Source organism: Dehalococcoidia bacterium (assembly GCA_025054935.1).
GTDB lineage: Bacteria > Chloroflexota > Dehalococcoidia > SpSt-223 > SpSt-223 > JANWZD01.
On record JANWZD010000003.1, the window covers coordinates 190,170 to 208,551 of the forward strand.

General features: G+C 66.0%; 15 protein-coding genes and 1 tRNA gene. 9 read left to right on the top strand and 7 right to left on the bottom strand.

Annotated features, from left to right (window positions below):
* Positions 1–18: 18 nt before the first annotated feature.
* The 3 genes from hpt to NZ773_05680 all read right to left on the bottom strand — a co-directional run bounded on the left by hpt (position 19) and on the right by NZ773_05680 (position 2,084).
* Positions 19–579, bottom strand: coding sequence for a hypoxanthine phosphoribosyltransferase (hpt, locus tag NZ773_05670; protein ID MCS6801413.1), 561 nt, complete (start codon positions 577–579; stop codon positions 19–21).
* The gene (tilS, locus tag NZ773_05675; protein ID MCS6801414.1) at positions 542–1,981 is read right to left on the bottom strand and encodes a tRNA lysidine(34) synthetase TilS; all 1,440 of its coding nucleotides are present in this window, start codon (positions 1,979–1,981) and stop codon (positions 542–544) included. The genes hpt and tilS overlap by 38 nt, the downstream gene beginning before the upstream one ends.
* 28 nt (positions 1,982–2,009) lie before the next feature.
* A tRNA-Met gene (locus tag NZ773_05680) sits at positions 2,010–2,084 on the bottom strand.
* A 130-nt stretch (positions 2,085–2,214) separates the two neighbouring features.
* On the opposite strand from NZ773_05680, the gene NZ773_05685 reads away from it, so the two are divergent.
* Both NZ773_05685 and NZ773_05690 read left to right on the top strand, forming a co-directional pair.
* Positions 2,215–3,351 carry a site-2 protease family protein gene (locus NZ773_05685; protein MCS6801415.1) on the top strand — a complete coding sequence of 379 codons (1,137 nt, stop codon included), beginning with the start codon at positions 2,215–2,217 and terminating at the stop codon, positions 3,349–3,351.
* Between the two features lie 116 nt (positions 3,352–3,467).
* Positions 3,468–3,779 carry a hypothetical protein gene (locus tag NZ773_05690; protein ID MCS6801416.1) on the top strand — a complete coding sequence of 104 codons (312 nt, stop codon included), beginning with the start codon at positions 3,468–3,470 and terminating at the stop codon, positions 3,777–3,779.
* 12 nt (positions 3,780–3,791) lie between these two features.
* Here the strand turns inward: NZ773_05690 and NZ773_05695 are convergent, their stop codons facing one another.
* Positions 3,792–4,850: a Stp1/IreP family PP2C-type Ser/Thr phosphatase gene (locus tag NZ773_05695; GenBank protein MCS6801417.1), complete on the bottom strand. Its 1,059-nt coding sequence runs from the start codon at positions 4,848–4,850 to the stop codon at positions 3,792–3,794.
* Between the two features lie 198 nt (positions 4,851–5,048).
* Between NZ773_05695 and sucC the strand changes: the two genes are divergently transcribed.
* Complete coding sequence (gene sucC, locus NZ773_05700) at positions 5,049–6,206, top strand: ADP-forming succinate--CoA ligase subunit beta (protein ID MCS6801418.1); 1,158 nt, start codon at positions 5,049–5,051, stop codon at positions 6,204–6,206.
* 24 nt (positions 6,207–6,230) lie between these two features.
* Positions 6,231–7,121 (top strand): succinate--CoA ligase subunit alpha, encoded by an 891-nt coding sequence (gene sucD, locus NZ773_05705; protein MCS6801419.1) that lies wholly within the window; start codon positions 6,231–6,233, stop codon positions 7,119–7,121.
* On the opposite strand, the gene NZ773_05710 is transcribed toward sucD, so the two are convergent.
* Together NZ773_05710 and pckA are read right to left on the bottom strand one after the other, a co-directional pair.
* Complete coding sequence (locus NZ773_05710) at positions 7,118–7,864, bottom strand: hypothetical protein (protein MCS6801420.1); 747 nt, start codon at positions 7,862–7,864, stop codon at positions 7,118–7,120. The genes sucD and NZ773_05710 overlap by 4 nt on opposite strands.
* Positions 7,865–8,180: 316 nt before the next feature.
* Positions 8,181–9,788, bottom strand: coding sequence for a phosphoenolpyruvate carboxykinase (ATP) (gene pckA / locus NZ773_05715; GenBank protein MCS6801421.1), 1,608 nt, complete (start codon positions 9,786–9,788; stop codon positions 8,181–8,183).
* Between the two features lie 161 nt (positions 9,789–9,949).
* Here pckA and NZ773_05720 point away from each other — a divergent pair, with 161 nt between their 5' ends.
* On the top strand, positions 9,950–10,969 hold the full coding sequence (locus NZ773_05720) for an alcohol dehydrogenase catalytic domain-containing protein (GenBank protein MCS6801422.1): 1,020 nt from the start codon (positions 9,950–9,952) through the stop codon (positions 10,967–10,969).
* Between the two features lie 5 nt (positions 10,970–10,974).
* Here NZ773_05720 and NZ773_05725 read toward each other — a convergent pair whose 3' ends face one another.
* Positions 10,975–11,637: an SDR family oxidoreductase gene (locus tag NZ773_05725; protein ID MCS6801423.1), complete on the bottom strand. Its 663-nt coding sequence runs from the start codon at positions 11,635–11,637 to the stop codon at positions 10,975–10,977.
* A 171-nt stretch (positions 11,638–11,808) separates the two neighbouring features.
* Here NZ773_05725 and gnd point away from each other — a divergent pair, with 171 nt between their 5' ends.
* The 4 genes from gnd (at position 11,809) to NZ773_05745 (ending at position 18,362) form a co-directional block, all read left to right on the top strand.
* A complete protein-coding gene (gene gnd / locus NZ773_05730; protein ID MCS6801424.1) occupies positions 11,809–12,828 on the top strand; it encodes a decarboxylating 6-phosphogluconate dehydrogenase in 1,020 nt (339 codons plus the stop codon).
* A gap of 657 nt (positions 12,829–13,485) precedes the next feature.
* Positions 13,486–14,565 carry a transaldolase gene (tal, locus tag NZ773_05735; protein MCS6801425.1) on the top strand — a complete coding sequence of 360 codons (1,080 nt, stop codon included), beginning with the start codon at positions 13,486–13,488 and terminating at the stop codon, positions 14,563–14,565.
* 120 nt (positions 14,566–14,685) lie between these two features.
* Positions 14,686–16,347: a glucose-6-phosphate isomerase gene (pgi, locus tag NZ773_05740; protein ID MCS6801426.1), complete on the top strand. Its 1,662-nt coding sequence runs from the start codon at positions 14,686–14,688 to the stop codon at positions 16,345–16,347.
* Positions 16,348–16,514: 167 nt separating this feature from the next.
* The gene (locus tag NZ773_05745) at positions 16,515–18,362 is read left to right on the top strand and encodes a glycoside hydrolase family 15 protein (protein MCS6801427.1); all 1,848 of its coding nucleotides are present in this window, start codon (positions 16,515–16,517) and stop codon (positions 18,360–18,362) included.
* The last annotated feature ends 20 nt before the right edge of the window (positions 18,363–18,382 follow it).

Sequence of the window (18,382 nt, forward strand, 5' to 3'; positions counted from 1 at the left end):
GCCAGCAAGGAGAGTATATCAAAGGGGTTCCGGCATTCCGCCATCGTCGCTCACAAGGCGCAACTCGGCGACGAACGGGAGATTGCGGTAGTTCTCGGCGTAGTCGAGCCCGTAGCCGACCACAAACCGGTTCGGGATGAGAAAACCAGTGTAGTCGAGCGCGACGTCCGCGCGGCGCGGCGCCTGTTTGTCGAGGAGCGCGCACACCCGCAGGCTCGCCGGGCTCCGTGCTTGAAGATAGTCAAGAATGTAGCGCAGGGTGAGCCCGCTATCGACGATATCTTCAACGACGAGGACGTCTTTCCCTTCGATGCTCTCGTCAAGATCTTTGAGAATGCGAACGATCCCGCTCGTCTCAGTGCTCGGGCCGTAGCTGCTGATCGCCATGAAGTCCATGGTCACCGGCAGCTCGATCGCGCGGGCAAGGTCAACGAGGAACATCGCCGCGCCTTTCAGGACCCCAACAAGAACCACCTCGCGCCCGGCATAGTCACGGGTGATCGCTGCGCCCAGTTCGCGGACGCGGCGCTGGATAGCCTCCTCAGTTAGGATCGTCTCGCCCAGCTCTGCTCTGGCCATCGCCTTCCCCGGCGCTAGACTGTAGCAGAGAGCTGGCTCCAGCGTCGCGCCGCGCCTCGATCCACGTCGCCGGCGCGCCCTCCATCACCGCCTCCTCGGCGCTGACCCGGCTGCCGACAAGCCACACGATCCGCTCTTCCGCGGTTACCACGGGCAGGAAATCGCGCTCGTCGCGCGGCGTCTTCCGATTCACGAGTTCGTCCTGGACCTTCACCGTTCCCGCGCCGCCAAGCGGACGAAAGCGGTCGCCGGGGCGGCGAGCGCGGATGAGGAACGGCCCCGCGCTGCGCACCCAGACACTGAGGGGACCGCTTGTGCGGCGGACATCGGTGGCGATGCGGCGGTCGGCGCGCAGCTCCCAGGGGCCGAAACGCGCCGTCCCGGGAACGGTTAGGAGAACGGCAGGCGGCGGTGCCGGCGCGCGCCGCCGCCGTAGTTCGAGAAGGGGGCCGGTAATAACAGCCTCGAGGTCGCGAGGGAGGTGGAGGCGGCGCGGCGCGCCAGCGCGCGCGGCGTCGAGCACGCGCGCGACGTGCTCGAGCGTGAGCGGCGAAGGCGGGCCGGTCAGCTGCTCGGCGGCGCGCCGGATCGCCTCGCTCGCCAGCGCGGCCGGCCAGCGCGTGAGCGGATCGACGCGCAGTGAGTGCTCGCTCGGGCCGGCTACCTCGCTCCAGCGGCGCTCGACCTCGCTCCGGATGAAGGCATGCTGGTCGCGCAGCAGCGCCATTGTTGCGGTGAGGCGCTCGCGCAGACGCGGGTTCTCGCGAAGGAGTGCCGGCAGGAAGCGCCGCCGCAGGCGATTTCGGAGAAAGCGGTCAGAGACGTTCGAGGTGTCGAGACGGGGCTCGATCCCCTGCGCGCGGCAGTAGGCGAGAGTGGCATCGCGGGGGACGTCGAGCAGAGGGCGGACGATCGGAAGGTCGTCGCCAGTCAGCTGCGTGAGGGAGGCGCGCGGCGCCATTCCCCCGAGGCCGGCAGGACCGGCACCGCGGAGGAGGCGAAGGAAGAGGGTCTCGATCTGGTCGTCGGCAGTGTGACCGACTGCGATCGCGGCGGCGCCGACGGCACGGGCGGTTCGGGCGAGAAAAGCGTAGCGCTCCGCTCGAGCCCGTTCCTCGAGGTTGCCGCGCTCAAAGCGCGTGGGGTCGGCGCGCTCAACATGGAGCGGAATGCCGCGAGCGCTCGCAATTGCGCGCACCGCCGCTTCGTCGTCGTCAGACTCCTCGCCGCGCAGGCGGTGGTTGAGGTGAGCGGCGACGACGGGCAGCGCGGCGGCGTGGAGCGCGAGGAGCAGGGCGACCGAGTCTGGGCCGCCCGAGACGCCGACGACGACCCGCTGGTCGCGTGCAAGCAGCCCGCTCGCAAGGGCGTGCTGGACTGCCGCCGTGACCGGGTCCGTCATCGGTGAGGACGGAAACTGCTGACGCACGTGGTGGCGGGGGTAGGATTCGAACCTACGACCTCCGGGTTATGAGCCCGACGAGCTGCCACTGCTCTACCCCGCGGTACACGCATAGTATACCAAGTCGGGCACTCCGCTTCAATGCTTCACCCCGCTTTCCGGTTTGCCGGTGGCTCCCCGCAGTAGAATTAGAAATGAATGCTCGCGCGGCGAGCAAAGAGCATGGCTATGATATGAACGGAACTGCGTCGACCAACAACACGTCGCCCCGCCGCGACCCGCCGCCGACGATGGGGTCGTTCACCATCGGCCGGGTGTTCGGCATTCCGATCCGGATCCATTTCACCTTCTTCTTACTCCTCGCATTTTTAGGCTGGCTGGAAGCGCAGCAAAGCGGCAATGTCTTCCTCGAGCTGGCGTTCATTGTCTCACTGTTCGGCTGCGTTCTGCTGCACGAACTGGGGCACGCCTTGACCGCGCGCGCCTACGGCATCCGCACGGTTGACATCACGCTCTATCCGATCGGGGGCATTGCGCGGCTGAGCAGCATGGGGAAGCCGAACCAGGAGTTCTGGATCGCCCTTGCCGGACCGATGGTCAATGTCGCGATCGCCGCGGTCTTGTGGGGAGGCATGGTGGTGGTGGTCGGGCGTCCGCCAGCGCTCGGCCCCTTCTTCACCGAAGATTTCGTCCAGCGCGTCTTCATCGCGAATGTCTTGCTGGCCGCCTTCAACCTGCTGCCGGCATTTCCGATGGATGGGGGGCGCATCCTTCGCGCGCTTCTTGCGCAACGGCTGGGAATTGCCCGAGGAACGCGGATCGCGGCGACGGTCGGCCAGATGTTCGCGGTCGTCTTCGGCATCGTCGGGCTCTTTTCGCTCAATCTGTTCCTCGTGCTCATCGCGTTCTTCCTCTTCATTGGCGCATCAGGCGAAGCGGTGATGGCCCAAACTCAGGATGTGCTCGCAGGCGCGCGGGTGCGGGATGCGATGATCACGCGCTTCGACACGCTCCGCCACGGCCAAGTCTTGGGCGATGCCGCCGAACTGTTGATCTCCGGCACCCAGCAGGACTTTCCGGTCGTCTTTGGGGATCAAGTGCTCGGCGTGCTGCCGCGTGACCGGTTGCTGGCGGCTCTCGCGCGCGGAGGACGCGACACTTATGTCTCCGAGGCGATGGTGCGCGATTTCGTGCGTGTTACGCCGAATGATGACCTCGCCGTCGCTCTCGAGCATTTTGCTTCGAGCCGCATTCCCCTCTTGGTCTTCGACGATGGCCACCTCGTCGGCATGCTCACCCCGGAAAACGTCAGCGAGTTTGTCATGATCCGTCAATCGCTGGCGCAGGCAAGCCTCATGAGCCGAATGTGAAATGCGCTCAGTACTCGGTATAAATAGCGGGACACTCGTGGTACACTACACCTGATTCCCTCACGCGGCTACTGCGCGCTCGCGCCTGTCGAAGGAGAAAACGGGAGTTGGGGACAATGCCCTGGTCTAGCCGGCGCCGCTCAAACGACCGTGGCAGCGGCATGGTGCTCGTACATCCCGACGTCATCCGCGAATGGGTGGAAGCGCATGGCGGCAAACCGGGCCATCTTGCCAACACCTATGTCGGCGATGAGGTCGGCATTCTTCGTATTTGGTTCCCCGGCCACACGTTCGCTCGCTTTGTCCCGCTCACCTGGGATCGCTTTCTGAAGAAGCTTCAGGAGAAAAATCTCGCGCTCTACTGCGAGGAGGATCCGCGAACGGGGCGGCCCTACACGCGGATCGTTCCTGCGCCCCAACTGCGCTAGACGACCCCGCTCTTAGCGGAACGTCGCCACCGACGGCCAGAAGGGCACGGCGTCGACCAGCCGGAGGCCGGGGATCCAGCCAAGGAGCGCGCCGGCGACCACGAGCGCAATGACGAGCAGCACCGCCAGCGCGGCGGCAGCGACGAAAGAGCAGCCGCGGATCACAAGGGTGCGCCCCGACGGCGCGGCAGCGCGCTCGGCTGCCGTCGTCATCGGACGGGGAGAGGGATCGTCGCGCGCGCGCGCAGCAAGGCGGAGCGTCTGCCGCCCCGTCGGCTCAAGCGCGTCCCCGTTCGCCGATGCGCCAGCGGGAGCGATCTCCTCGATCCGCGCCACGATGACGCTGATGTTGTCGGAGCCGCCAGCATCGTTGGCGAGGGCGATCAAGTCCGCCACCGCCGCTTTCGGGTCCGCTTGCTGGAGAAGTGTCGCGCGCATCGCCTCCTCGCTTACCTTGCCCGACAGTCCGTCGGAGCAGAGCATGAGAATGTCGCCAAGGAGGGCGCGTTCCTGTCGGACCTCGACTTGGACCGTGGGCCCGTGGCCGAGAGCGCGGGTGATCACGTTAGCCATCGGGTGGTGATCTGCCTCGGCGGCGGGGAGGACCCCCTTCTCCACCCATTCCTCGACAAGGCTGTGGTCGCGGGTGAGGCGGGTGAGCACCCCGTTGCGCAGCAGGTAGGCGCGGCTATCCCCGACGTGGGCAACTGTCAACTCATCGCCCCGCAGGACGACAGCAACACAGGTGGTGCCCATGCCGCGCTGCTCCGGGCGCTCCGCTGCCTGCTGGAAGATTTTTTGGTTGGCGAGCGTCACCGCTTGGATCAGCGCTTCGGTCGGGTCATCTGCCGGGCTGTCGTAGTACCTCGTTAGGATCGTCTCCACCGCGAGCTGCGAAGCGACCTCGCCGGCAGCATGTCCTCCCATTCCGTCGCAGATAACGAGGAGGATCCCCTTGCGGTCGGCAACCTCGCCCGCATCTGGCACTCGGAGGCCGTAGTTGTCTTCGTTGTGGCTGCGAGTGCGACCGACGTCAGTCGCTGCGCCGACCCGGATACGGGTGCGGCCCATCCCTTTCCTCCTCGGGATCGCGGCCGAGCGCGCCTTATCGCCGTCGGAGCGCGACCTAGGTGGGGACAGTGCTGCCCAATTGTACCACCCCCCTCGCCCGGAGCCGGCGCTATGCTACACTGCCGTGGCGAGCTACGACACGCTCCGAGACGCTCGCCCGCCAGGCCGCGCCTTCCACGAACCCAGCGGGGATCGACAATGAAGATCCATGAATTCCAAGCGAAATCGTTGTTGCGCGACTACGGTATTCCCGTCCCAAAGGGCGCGGTCGCAGATACCGTTCGCGAAGCCATCCAGATTGCCGACGACATCGGCTATCCGGTCGTTGTCAAAGCCCAGATCCACGCCGGCGGCCGGGGCAAAGGGGGAGGCATCAAACTCGCCGCCAATCGCGATGAACTTGAGGCGGCGGCGCGGTCGATCCTCGGCATGAAGCTGAAAACCCCCCAGACCCGCCCAGAAGGCCAGCATGTCCATCGCGTCCTGATTGAAGAAGCGATGTCCCCCGCGCGCGAACTCTATCTCGGCATCACGCTGGATCGGAAAGTCGGCCAAGTGGTCGTGATGGCGAGCGAGGCGGGCGGCATGGAGATCGAAGAGGTTGCCGCTGCGTCGCCTGAGAAGATCCTGCGCGCGCATGTCGACCCGACGATCGGCTTCCTCAGCTTCCAAGGGCGCGACCTCGGCTTTCGAATGGGGTTGCCGTGGGAGCAGGTGCGCCAAGTGGCGGATCTGATCGGCCGCTTGGTTCGGCTGTTCGAAGAGAAAGACTGTTCCCTCGCCGAGATCAATCCCCTCGTTGTCACCCACGACGGGCGGGTGCTGGCGCTCGACGCCAAGATCACCTTCGATGACAATGCGCTCTTCCGCCATCCAGAGATCCGCGCGATGCGCGATCTCGACGAGGAAGACCCGCTCGAGGTCAAGGCGTCGGAGACCGGCGTTGCTTATGTCAAACTCGACGGCTTTGTCGGCTGCATGGTCAACGGGGCCGGCCTCGCGATGGCGACGATGGACGTGATCAAGCTGGTGGGCGGCGCGCCCGCCAACTTTCTCGATGTTGGGGCGGCGAGCGCTGACCGGGTGGCGAGCGCTTTTCGCGTCATCCTCTCTGACCCGGACGTGAAATCGATCCTGGTCAACATTTTTGGCGGCATCGCCCGCGGCGATACTATCGCGACCGGGATCATCGAGGCGGTGCGCGAAGTCGGCCTCAACCTTCCCCTCGTTGTTCGGCTCGATGGCACCCGCGCCGAAGAAGGAAAGCGCATGCTCGCCGAGTCGGGGCTGCCGATCATTGTCGCGACCGACCTGCTCGATGGTGCTCGGAAAGCGGTCGAGGCGGCCCGCCGATGAGATCTACTGCTGAAGGAGACGGTTGTGGCGATCTTGCTTGACCGCACCTGTCGCCTCGTGGTCCAAGGGATTACCGGGCGCGAGGGCAGCTTTCATGCCCGCATCAGCCGCGAGTTCGGCACCAACGTCGTGGCCGGCGTCACCCCGGGCCGCGGCGGCGCCAACGTCGAGGGGGTTCCGGTTTTTAACACAGTGGAACAAGCAGTGCGCGAGACAGGCGCGAACACTAGCCTCGTCTCCGTGCCGGCAGCAGGGGTTGCCGACGCCATCGTAGAAGCGGCCGATGCGGGCATCTCTCTTATTGTCTGCATCGCTGATGGCGTGCCAACGCTCGACATGGTGAAGGTGAAACCGTACCTCGCCAAGCGAGGGGCGCGGCTGATTGGTCCAAATTGTCCCGGCGTCACCAGCCCCGGCGAGAAGGCGCGCGTCGGGATCATGCCGACCTATATGTTTCGCCCCGGCGGGGTCGGTGTCGTCTCGCGCAGCGGGACGCTCACCTACGAAGCAGTCGCTCTTCTGACTCACAACGGCCTTGGGCAATCCACGGCGGTCGGGATCGGGGGCGACCCGGTTAACGGGACGAATTTCATCGAAGTGCTCGCGATGTTCGAGGCCGACCCGGAGACGCAGGCGATCGTCCTTGTCGGGGAGATCGGCGGCACCGCCGAAGAGGATGCCGCTGCCTTCATCAAGGAGCATGTGACCAAGCCCGTGGTCGCTTTCATTGCCGGCCGGAGCGCTCCTCCCGGCCGGCGGATGGGGCACGCCGGCGCGATCATCAGCGGCGGCACCGGTACCGCGGAGAGCAAAGTGGCGGCGCTTGAGGCCGCCGGCGCCGTCGTTGTCGATACCCATGTCAAGCTGGGAGAGACGATGGCGCGGGTGCTGCGCGAGCGCGGGATCTCCGCCTAGTCCGGCGTCGATGAGGTTGCCCCGCCAGAAGCGAGGCGACCAGCCCGCCGGCGCATCAGTTCCCAAAAGTCGCTTTCCCAGGGCGACTGTCCGGGGGCCACGGGCAGCGCGCGGTATACCCCGAGCGCTGCGTAGGCGAATACGGCGAGGAGCAGCGCGATCTCGGGGACGGCGACGACGCGCATGATCGCATTGACCTGGGCGACCTGCTGATTGAACGCCTCGGTTCCGAACGGAGCGACAACGATCGTCAGGTTGAGCCAGAAGTTGAGCGCCGCCAGCGCCGCGTTCACGCCGGCGAACGCGACTGTTCCGGTCAGAAACCGGCGGAAAATCGGCGGCTGCCGGATCAAGTCGCGCAGCTCCTGCTCGTCGGCGCGTGTCGGAGGAGCCAAGCCTTGGATGAGGAAATACTGCAAGAGCGGCCTGCCGACTGCGGCTGAGCCGCCAAACAGCAGCGCGCTCAGCGCGATGCCGACCGTGTCCTTAATCGCGAAGAGGAGCCCATCGACAAACCAGAAGGCGAGGGCGCCACGGACGACCGCCGACAAGCCGGTGTAGCTCGTGATGAAGTTGAACCGTTTGGTGAGAAAAATGAGGTCGGCGATCACCCAGCCGACCGGGATCAGCGCCGAGACGACATAGGCAACCGGCGGCGTGAGCGGGCCGGACAGCCACTGCAGGACGGCAATCGGAAGAACTGCCCCCATCAGCACGTCGAGCAGCAGTTTGAACGAGCGCATCGCCCGGTATGCTACCGCTTCGGCGGGCGGTTGGGCAGCATCAGCAGGCGCGGCGCGGAGCGCTGCGCGCGAACGGAGGAACGGCCGGCTGCGCTATGCGCCCGTAGGAAGGCGCTGCGATCATGCGCCGCTGCCCGCTGAGTGCAGCCGCGTTCTGGAAGCAGCAGGGTTGCTGCTTGCGGGTCCGCTTTGTGCCCTGAACTCGCCGCAGGAGCGCGCCGGACGCAGCCGCGCGTTTTGGCGGCGTTCGGCGCCAGCCTCCGCGCCTCACGGCTGCGGCATCGGAGGCGCCGCACGGGGTGAACGGGCGCGCGTTTTAGACGCGGGGGCCGGCGTTGCGCACCTCGTCCGTCGTCCCGGCGGCATATTTTTGAAAGTTTTCCACAAACATCCGGGCGAGCTTGCGGGCTTGCGCGTCGTAGGCGTCTTTGTCGGCCCAGTTCTGGCGCGGGTCGAGCAGGTCGGACGGGATGCCCGGGCAGGAGCGGGGAACGTGCACCCCGAAGATGGGATGGGGCGTGGTCGGCACGTCCTCGAGGTCGCCGTTCAGTGCCGCGTTGAGCAAGGCGCGGGTGTGGCGGATGGAGATCCGCTGGCCGACGCCGTACGGCCCGCCTTGCCAGCCGGTGTTGAGCAGCCACACCTTCGCGCCGTGCCGGGCGATCTTCTCACCGAGCAGCCGCGCATACACTCCCGGCTCGCGCACCATGAATGGCGAGCCGAAGCAGGTGCTGAACGTCGCCTCCGGGTCGGTAACGCCCTTCTCGGTCCCGGCAACCCGCGCAGTGTAGCCCGAGAGGAAATGGTACATCGCCTGCGACGGGGTCAGCTTGGCGATCGGCGGCAGTACGCCGAAGGCGTCGGCGGTGAGGAAGACGATGTTCTGCGGGTGTCCTCCTCGGCCCGACGGCTCGATGCCGGGAATGAAGGAGAGCGGATAAGCGGCGCGCGTGTTCTCGGTCTTCGATTGATCGTCGAGCAGCATCTCGTGGGTGTCTGGGTCGAGGACGACGTTCTCGAGGACCGCGCCGAACCGGTTGATTGCGGCGTAGATCTGGGGTTCGGCTTCAGGCGACAGATTGATCACTTTGGCGTAGCAGCCGCCTTCGAAGTTGAAAATCCCGTCATCGCTCCAGCCGTGCTCATCATCGCCGATGAGGGAACGGTTCGGGTCAGCGGAGAGGGTTGTCTTCCCCGTGCCAGACAGCCCGAAGAGGATCGCGACATCGCCTTTCCGGCCGACATTCGCGGAGCAGTGCATGGGAAAGATGTTCTGCGCCGGCAGGAGGAAGTTCAGAGTGGTGAAGATCGACTTCTTGATTTCGCCCGCGTAGCTTGTTCCCCCGATCAGGATGAGGCGGCGGGCGAAGTTCAGGATGATGAAGGTGCCGGTGCGCGTACCGTCACGCTCCGGGTCAGCGAAGAAATTCGGCGCCGAGATGACCGTAAATCGGTTCGGGTGGTCTCGACCCTCCGGCTCCGCGATGGCGGAGGAAGGGATGAACAGCTGGCGCGCGAAGAGGTTGTGCCAGGCGATTTCGTTGATGACGCGGACCGGCAGCCGGTAGGCCGGGTCGGCGCCGGCGTAGCAGTCGAGGACGTAGACGTCCCGGTTCTGCAGATAGGCAAGCACCCGGCTGAGCAGGGCGTCGAACTTGGCTGGGTCGAACGGTTTGTTCGCCTTCCAGTCGATCTCTGCTTCGGTCGAGGGCTCGCGGACGATGAACTTGTCGTTCGGCGAGCGGCCCGTGTGCTCCCCCGTCTCGACCACCAGGGCGCCAGTGCTGGCGAGCTGCCCCTCGCCGTTGCGAATTGTGATCTCGTAGAGGGCGGCAGGCGGCAGGTTCCAGAAGATGTTGCGGAGGTTTGTTAGCCCCAGCGCTTGGAGCCCGGTGTCGGTGATGGGGCGGTCTTGCAACTGCATCGACGGGTTCCTTTCCTTGGATGGCGGCTGCCCGAGTTATATCACTGGATTTCTGGTCGTATCAAACGGGCGGCCGGCGGCCGGTTCTCCGCGCGCCGTTTGCCCCTCGTTTCCGGACAGGAGCGCTAGAATTGCCGAAGAAGGTGCGAGGAGGAAGCGGCATGCGCGCCGCCGTGCTCTACTATCCGCGCGAGCTCCGAATTGAGGACCGCCCTGAGCCGCCGGTCGGACCGACCGATGTCAAAGTGGCCGTGCGCCTGTCGGGGATCTGCGGCACCGATGTCCACATCTACGAGGGCCGCTACCATCCAGTAGGCACCCCCTTTCCTGCGCGTGTCCTCGGCCATGATTTTGTCGGCATCGTCACGGAGGTCGGCGAGAACGTAACGAGCGTCCGCCCGGGAGACCGGGTCACGTTCGAGCCGTCGCGGTCGTGCGGGGCGTGTCCGGCCTGCCGCGCGGGGGCAGCGAACCTCTGCGTCAACTGGGCACACATGGGCATGACCATCGACGGCTGCCTGCAGGAGTATGTCGTTGCTCCGGAGCGGTACGTTCACCATATCCCGCCGTCGCTGAGTGACGAAGAAGCGGCGACCCTCGAGCCCGTAGCGGTTGCGCTCCATGTCTTCGACGCTCGCCTTGCCGACCGGCGGGGCGACGAGACGGTCGTCGTAATTGGCGCCGGACCGATCGGGCTTGCCACGGTCGAGGTCGCAAAGCTGCGCGGCCACCGCGTTATCGCGGTCGAGATCGTCCCGGAGCGGCTCGCCCTCGCTGCCCAGCTCGGCGCGGACGAGATCGTTAATCCGCGCGATGGCGATGCCGCCAAGCGCATCCTCGCGCTCTCTGGGGAAACGCCGAACCTTATCATCGAAACTGCCGGCACGGAACAAAGCGCCCAGCTGGCGATGGATGCGGTCAGCTGGTATGGCCGGATCATTTTTGTCGCGCTGACGGCGGTTCCTCAGTCGCTCCGCGTTCTCGTCTCGAAAGAGGTGTGGATGACGGGCGCGCGCACCGGCTACGGCTCCTACCCGGAGGCTATCCGCCTGATTGCCGAAGGGAAAATCCGGGTCGGCGAGATGATCACCCACCGCTTTCCTCTCGCGCACCTGCGGGAGGCGTTCGAGCTGCTGCTTGCGCGTCCCGGCGAGGCGTTCCGCGTTGCCATCGAGCCCTGAGCTGCTCAGCCCATCCAGCGGCCGCCGTTGATATCGAGGATCGCTCCCGTGATCGAGGCGGCAGCCGGCGACAGCAGAAAGAGGATAGCCGCCGCGATCTCCTCCGGGGGAATGAGCCGCGGGATCGGGGTGCGCTCGGTGAAGAACCGCTTCTCCTCTTCGGTGAGCGGAGCGAGCATCGGCGTGTCGACCAGCCCCGGCGCGACGCAGTTGACGCGAATGCCGTCTGCCGCCAGGTCGGTCGCCAAGTGCCGCGTCACATTGATCACGCCTCCTTTTGCTGCCGCGTAGGCAATCCCTGTCAGTCGGTTGCCGCCATTGCGTCCCGCCGTTGAGCTGGTCAGCACGATCGCGCCCCCGCCGGCAGCGCGCATGCTCGGGATGACGGCGCGGCAGGTGACAAACACCGACGTCAGATTGTCGTCGAGAATGCGGTACCAATCCGCGAGGGTGTGCTCTTCGATGCTCCCTTTATGCACCGTGCCGGCGACATGGACAAGCGTCGTGATCGGGGGCTTGTCGCGCAGAAACGCCGCAACTTGGTCAGGGTCGGCGGCGTTCACGCCGCTTGCGCGGTCGAGCCCAACGACTACATGACCGTGTTCGCGGAGCAGCGCCGCCGTTGCCCGTCCTATGCCGCCATCAGCCCCAACGAGGAGCGTCGCCATCTTTCCTCCGGGTGTTCCCGATCGCGCCCGGACGTCACTTCTGCCGAGCGCCTGCAGTGTACCGCGCTCGCGGTGCAGGGATCTTCTCGTCTCTTCCTCTTCCCGCTACGATCGCGGAGGGGAACGAGGCAAAAGCCTAACGCCTCTGAGACGGTGAGAGAGGGCGAGTGAATGCAGCTCGGGATGATCGGGTTAGGCCGCATGGGCGCGAACATGACGCGCCGGTTGCTGCGGGCAGGACACGACTGCGTCGTCTACAACCGCAGCCGCGCCCCGGTCGAAGCGCTCGTGCGCGAAGGGGCGAGAGGGAGCACCGACCTTGCAACGTTCGTCCAGCTGCTTGAGCCGCCGCGGCACATCTGGCTGATGGTGCCGGCGGCGGCGGTTGATCCGGTGATCGAGCGTCTCCTCCCGCTGCTTTCGGCCGGCGATACCATCATCGACGGGGGCAACACTCACTATCACGATGATATCCGCCGCGCTCGGCTGCTGCGGGAGCGGGGTCTCCACTACGTCGATGTGGGGACGAGCGGAGGCGTCTGGGGGCTTGAGCGGGGCTATTGCCTGATGATCGGCGGCGAGCAGGAGATTGTGCGGCGGCTGGACCCGATCTTCCGTGCGCTCGCGCCGGGCGTTGCTGCCGCGCCGCGGACGCCGGGCCGGCAGGGTGACCCGGCGCCTCCAGAATGGGGCTACCTCCATTGCGGACCGCATGGCGCAGGCCACTTCGTCAAGATGGTCCACAACGGCATCGAGTACGGCATCATGGCCGCCTACGCCGAAGGGATGAACATTCTGAAGAATGCCAATATCGGGACGTCCCGCCGCGCGAGCGATGCTGAGACGTCCCCCCTCCGTCAGCCGGAGCTGTATCGCTACGACTTTGATCTTCCGGCGATCGCGGAGCTGTGGCGGCGCGGCAGCGTGATCGCGTCCTGGCTGCTCGACCTGACTGCGCGCGCCCTCCATGACGACCCCGAGTTGGCCGCCTTTGTCGGCCAGGTCGCCGACTCCGGCGAGGGACGGTGGACGGTCATGGCGGCGATCGACGAGGGGGTGCCGGTTCCGGTCTTGAGCGCGGCGCTCTACGCGCGCTTCACCTCCCGCGGAGCGGACGAGTTTGCCAATAAGCTGCTCTCAGCGATGCGCTACGGCTTCGGCGGCCATGTCGAGAAGACGAGCAGCGAATGAGGCGGGCGAATAACACCGCGTCTCGCGGAGGCACGGCGCGGGCGCTCGTCGCACGCCGGTCTTCTCTCCGTCCCAGTCGATGGTGAAGCACGGCGCCGCTCCATCAATGGCACCCGCGGCACTGTCGCGCCGCTTCGTCGGCCGGCCCGACTGCGGGGCGGTCAACGCGGTCCGCGTTCGTCCCGCCCCTGCGGTCAGGGCGCTCTCGGCGCGCGGCCATCGCTTTCGGCTGGAGCGCCCTGTTCGACGCGCTGCGCTCGGCGAGCAGAGGGATGATCCGGGCGCGGAGCGGTCTCGTCTGCTCTGTGGGAGGCGCTTGCGCTGTCCTCGGGTGGCGGTGGCCATCCTTTCGGGGGGGCGATGCCGCGTCGCTGCAGGATGCCGCGCCGACGCCGCCGTGCCGTTGGAGGCGCGCTGCCAGCCATCGCGCTGCGGCCGGCACTGCGGCGCGAAGACGGCGTGCCGGGGACGCCGCCGGGGCGGTCGGGGGACGGCGGTCGTCCTGCGCCGCGGTTCGCGCGATGGAGCGGCGGCCGCCGATCGGTGCGCCGGCCCTGCCCCTCGAGCGGACCGCGACCTTCTCGGCTACGATCGCCCCGCGCTTCTGCAGCCGACGCGCCGAGGCGTCTCATTTCCCGGGGATCAAATGGAGGCTCGATGAACCGAACTCAGCAACTGCGCTACGCTGGCCAAACCATCTGGCTGGACTTTATTACCCGTCGTCTGGTGCGGAGCGGCACCCTGAAGCGCTACATCGAGGAACTGCACGTCACGGGGCTGACATCGAACCCGACGATCTTTGACAACGCGCTGCGCGCGACGCCGGACTACGATGAAGCGATCCGTCAGCGTCTTGACGCCGGGCTGAGCGACGAAGAGCTGTTTCTGGAGCTGGCGATCGAGGATGTGGCGGCTGCAGCCGACCTCTTCCGGCTGATCCACAACCGGACGGCGGGGGTCGACGGCTGGGTGTCGCTCGAAGTGTCGCCGCTGCTCGCCTACGACACCGAGAGCACGCTCGCCGCGGCGAAACAGCTGTTTGCCCGGGTGGGACGGCCGAATGTGCTGATCAAGATCCCCGGCACGGCGGCGGGGCTGCCGGCCATCGAGGAAGCGATCTTTGCCGGCATCCCTGTCAATGTGACGCTCCTTTTCTCTCCCGAGCAGTATCAAGCGGCAGCGGACGCCTACCTCCGCGGTCTCGAGCGCCGGCAGGAGGCTGGGCTCAACCTCGCTGTCGGTTCGGTCGCGTCGGTCTTTGTCTCGCGCTGGGATCGCGCCGTGATGGGGAGCGTGCCGGCTGACCTTGCGGGCCAGCTCGGGATCGCCATCGCCAAGAAGACGTATCGCGCCTACCGCGACCTGCTGAACTCCGAGCGCTGGAAGGCACTCGCCCGACGCGGCGCGCGCGCGCAGCGGCTGCTCTGGGCAAGCACCAGCACCAAAGACCCCTCCCTCCCCGACACGTGGTACGTCAGCGCGCTTGTCGCGCCGAATACCATCAACACGATGCCGGAAGAGACCCTGCTCGCATTCGCAGACCATGGCGAAGTAGGGGCGCTGCTCTCGCCCGAAGGCGCGGACGATCTGCTCGCGCGGTTCACCGCCGCTGGGGTCGATATCGCCGTGCTGGCCGATCGGCTGCAGCAGGACGGCACGGCAGCCTTCGTCGCCTCGTGGAACGACGTGACCAGCCGCGTCGCTGCCAAGCGGGCGGAGTTCGCCGCGCACCGGTGAGGCATGTGACGGAGTGGCCTGCTCCTTAGCGCCGCCGCGGTGGTCGGCGGGACAGAAGAGCGGGCTACCCTTCTTCGCTGCCGGCGTTGCGCTCTCTTCGGCTCGGAGAGGCAGAACCCCATGAAAGACGATGCAATGCCGCCGCGCGCCACTCCGCGCCTCACGCAGCGCCCAGAGTGGCAGGCACTCCGCGCCCACTACGAGCGGATTAAGGACGTCCACCTCCGCGATCTCTTCGCTGCCGACCCCCAGCGCGGCGAGCGCCTCGCTGTCGAGGCCGTCGGTCTCTATTTCGACTATTCCAAGAACCGGCTGACCGACGAGACAATCCGGCTGCTGGTCGAGCTCGCGAAGGCGTGCGGTCTTCGCGAGCGGATCGACGCGATGTTCCGAGGCGACGCTATCAATGTCACGGAACGACGCGCCGTTCTCCACATCGCTCTGCGTGCTCCACGCGATGACGAGATCGTGGTCGACGGCGTCAATGTCGTTCCGCAAGTGCATGCCGTTCTCGACAAGATGGCCGCTTTCGCCAGCCGTGTCCGTCAAGGCGAATGGCGCGGCCACACCGGCAAGCCGATCAAGAACATTGTCAACATCGGCATTGGCGGCTCGGACCTCGGGCCGGCGATGGCCTACCACGCGCTGCGCTGGTACAGCGACCGTTCGCGCGTCTTTCGCTTTGTCTCGAACGTTGACGGGAGCGACTTCGTCGAAGCAACCCGTGACCTTGCGGCGGAGGAGACCCTTTTCATTATCTCCTCGAAGACGTTCACAACGCTCGAGACGATGACGAATGCGCGGACGGCGCGTGACTGGCTGCTCCGCCAGCTTGGAGACGAGCAGGCGATCGCCAAGCACTTCGTCGCAGTCTCAACGAATGCGAAGGCGGTCGCCGACTTCGGCATTCATCCCGCCAATATGTTCGAGTTCTGGGATTGGGTGGGAGGACGGTTCTCCCTCGGCTCTGCGATCGGGCTCTCCCTGATGATCGCCATCGGCCCGGAGCGCTTTCAGGAGCTGCTGCGCGGCTTTCGGGCGATGGATGAGCATTTTCGGACTGCGCCGTTCGAGCGCAATCTGCCGGTACTGCTGGGACTGATCGGCATCTGGTACAACAACTTCTTCGGCGCGGAGACGGTGGCGATCCTCCCCTACGACTACTATCTCGAGAAGCTGCCCAGCTATTTGCAGCAGCTTGAGATGGAGAGCAACGGGAAGTCGGTCGATCGCGACGGAGCGCGCGTCGACTATCAAACCGGGGCGATCATCTGGGGCCAGCCCGGCACGAACGGGCAGCACGCCTTCTACCAGCTGATCCACCAAGGCACGAAGCTGATCCCCTGCGACTTCATCGGTTTTTGCCGCCCGCTCAACCCGCTGGGCGACCACCATGACCTGCTGATCGCGAACCTCATTGCCCAGACGGAGGCGCTCGCTTTCGGCAAGCCGGTCGACGACGTGCGGGCCGAGGGCGTGCCGGAGCATCAGGCGGCAGCCCGGGTGTTCGAGGGCAATCGTCCTTCGAACACGCTTCTGCTCGACCAGCTCACCCCCGAGAACTTGGGCAAATTGATTGCGCTCTACGAACACAAGGTGTTTACCCAGGGCGCGATCTGGCAGATTAACTCGTTCGACCAGTGGGGGGTTGAGCTGGGCAAGGCGCTTGCGCTTGCCATCATCCCGGAGATCCGCGCTCCCTCTGAGCCGCCGCTCCGGCATGACAGCTCGACCAATGCGCTCATCCGGCGGGCTCGCATCTTTCGGCAGGGAGGCTCCTGATGCGTCCGCGCAAGAGCGGGAAGACGCTGGGAACGGGGTGACCCGCGCGCGTCGCCCCGCTTCTCTCGTTCTCGCTCGCGCCGGCATCGCCCGCGGCAGGAACCGGGCTGCGCACCGCATCCGAACTGGCCGGTGGCCGGGCGACCAGGAACCGCTCGGGAGGACCGATGCCGTACCGCGACTTGGAAGACTATGGGCTGATCGGCAATCTGGAGACCTGCGCGCTGGTGAGCCGGGACGGCAGCATCGACTGGCTGCCGCTGCCGTATCTGGAGTCGCCCTCCGTGTTCGCTGCCCTCCTCGATGACGCAAAGGGCGGCCGCTTCCAGATCTGCCCGGTCAACAAGTATGCCTCAGTGCAGAGCTACCTCGGCGAGACGAACATCCTCCAGACCACTTTCGTCACCTCCTTCGGCACGCTCGTCATCACCGACTTCATGCCAGTCAACGATGGGACGGCGGGCGACGCGCTTTGGACGGTGCTGCGGCGGGTCGAATGCACGCGCGGGCGCATTCGTGCCGAGATCGTGTTCGACCCGCGCTTCGACTATGCGCGGGCAATGCCTGCCTTCGAACTCGTTCCGGGCGGCGCGCTAGCGACGGCCGGCAGTGAACAGCTCTTTCTCCAATCGCCGTTCTCCCTTGCAGGGTCCGCGCAAGGGCTTCGCGCCGAGTTTGAGCTCGACGAGGGCGAACGCCGCTGGGTGCTCCTGCACTATCAGCAGCGTCGGCCCCGCACGGACGCGTGGTGCGAGGAAATGCTGGCCGCCGTTCACCGCTATTGGACGCGCTGGTCTCAGGGCTGCGAGGTGTGCAACGAGACGATCAATCCGATATGGAGGCAGGTGCTCAGCCGTTCGTGCCTTGTCCTCAAACTGTTGATCTGCCCAGAGACGGGTGCCATCGCCGCCGCGCCGACCACCTCGTTGCCGGAGGAGATCGGCGGCGAGCGGAATTGGGACTACCGTTTTGCGTGGATCCGCGACTCGGCGTTCACCATCCAGGCGCTCTACCAAACCGGCCACGAAGAGGAGGCGATCGCCTTCCGCCGCTGGCTGAGAAACCGCGTTGTCCGCGCGCCGAACCTCCCCGCCCTGCGCGTGCTCTATCCGCTCCACGACGGCGATATCCCACAGGAGCAAGAACTCGGTCATCTCGAGGGCTATCGCGGCTCCCGCCCAGTGCGGATTGGCAATGGCGCGGCCGACCAACTGCAGCTCGATATCTTCGGCGAGGCGCTCGAGGCGGTCTACGAAACGACCCGCTACGGCGAAGAGGTCCGCCCCGAACACTGGCCGTACTATGCCGCCATCGCCGACTATGTCTGCTCGGCGTGGCAGCAGCCCGACTCCGGGATCTGGGAGGTGCGCACTGAGCCGCGCCACTTTGTCTATTCCAAACTGATGTGCTGGGTTGCGCTCGACCGCGCAATTCGGATTGCCCGCCGGCGCGGCTTCGAAGCGCCGCTCGCCCGCTGGCGCGCCAGCCGCATGGCGATCCGGCAGGCGATTGAAACGCACGGCTTCAATCCGCGTCGGAACAGCTTCGTGCAGGCATTCGGCGATGAGGACGCGCTCGACGCGGCAAACCTGCTCATTCCCCAGCACGGCTTCCTGCCTTATCACGACCCGCGGGTGCAGGGCACAATCGAGGCGACCAAACGGTTTCTGCTCTCAAAAGACGGCTTGGTCTACCGCTACAACGCGGACGATGGGGTAGCGGGGGGCGAGGGCGCCTTCGTTCTCTGCTCTTTCTGGCTCGTCAACGCCCTTGCCCTCTCTGGCCGCGTCGAGGAGGCAATGGCGCTGTTCAATCGGCTAATCCGCTATGTTAGCCCGCTCGGATTGCTCGCTGAACAAGTCGACCCGGAGACAGGAAAGCAGCTCGGTAATTTCCCGCAGGCATTCAGCCACATCGGCTTGATCAACAGTGTCATCTATCTCGAAGAGGCGCTCGGCAAGCGGCATAAGGGACCGATGCCGGTCGGGATGGATCATCCGCCTCGCGACGACTGAGCGGCGCGTCCGCGTGAGAA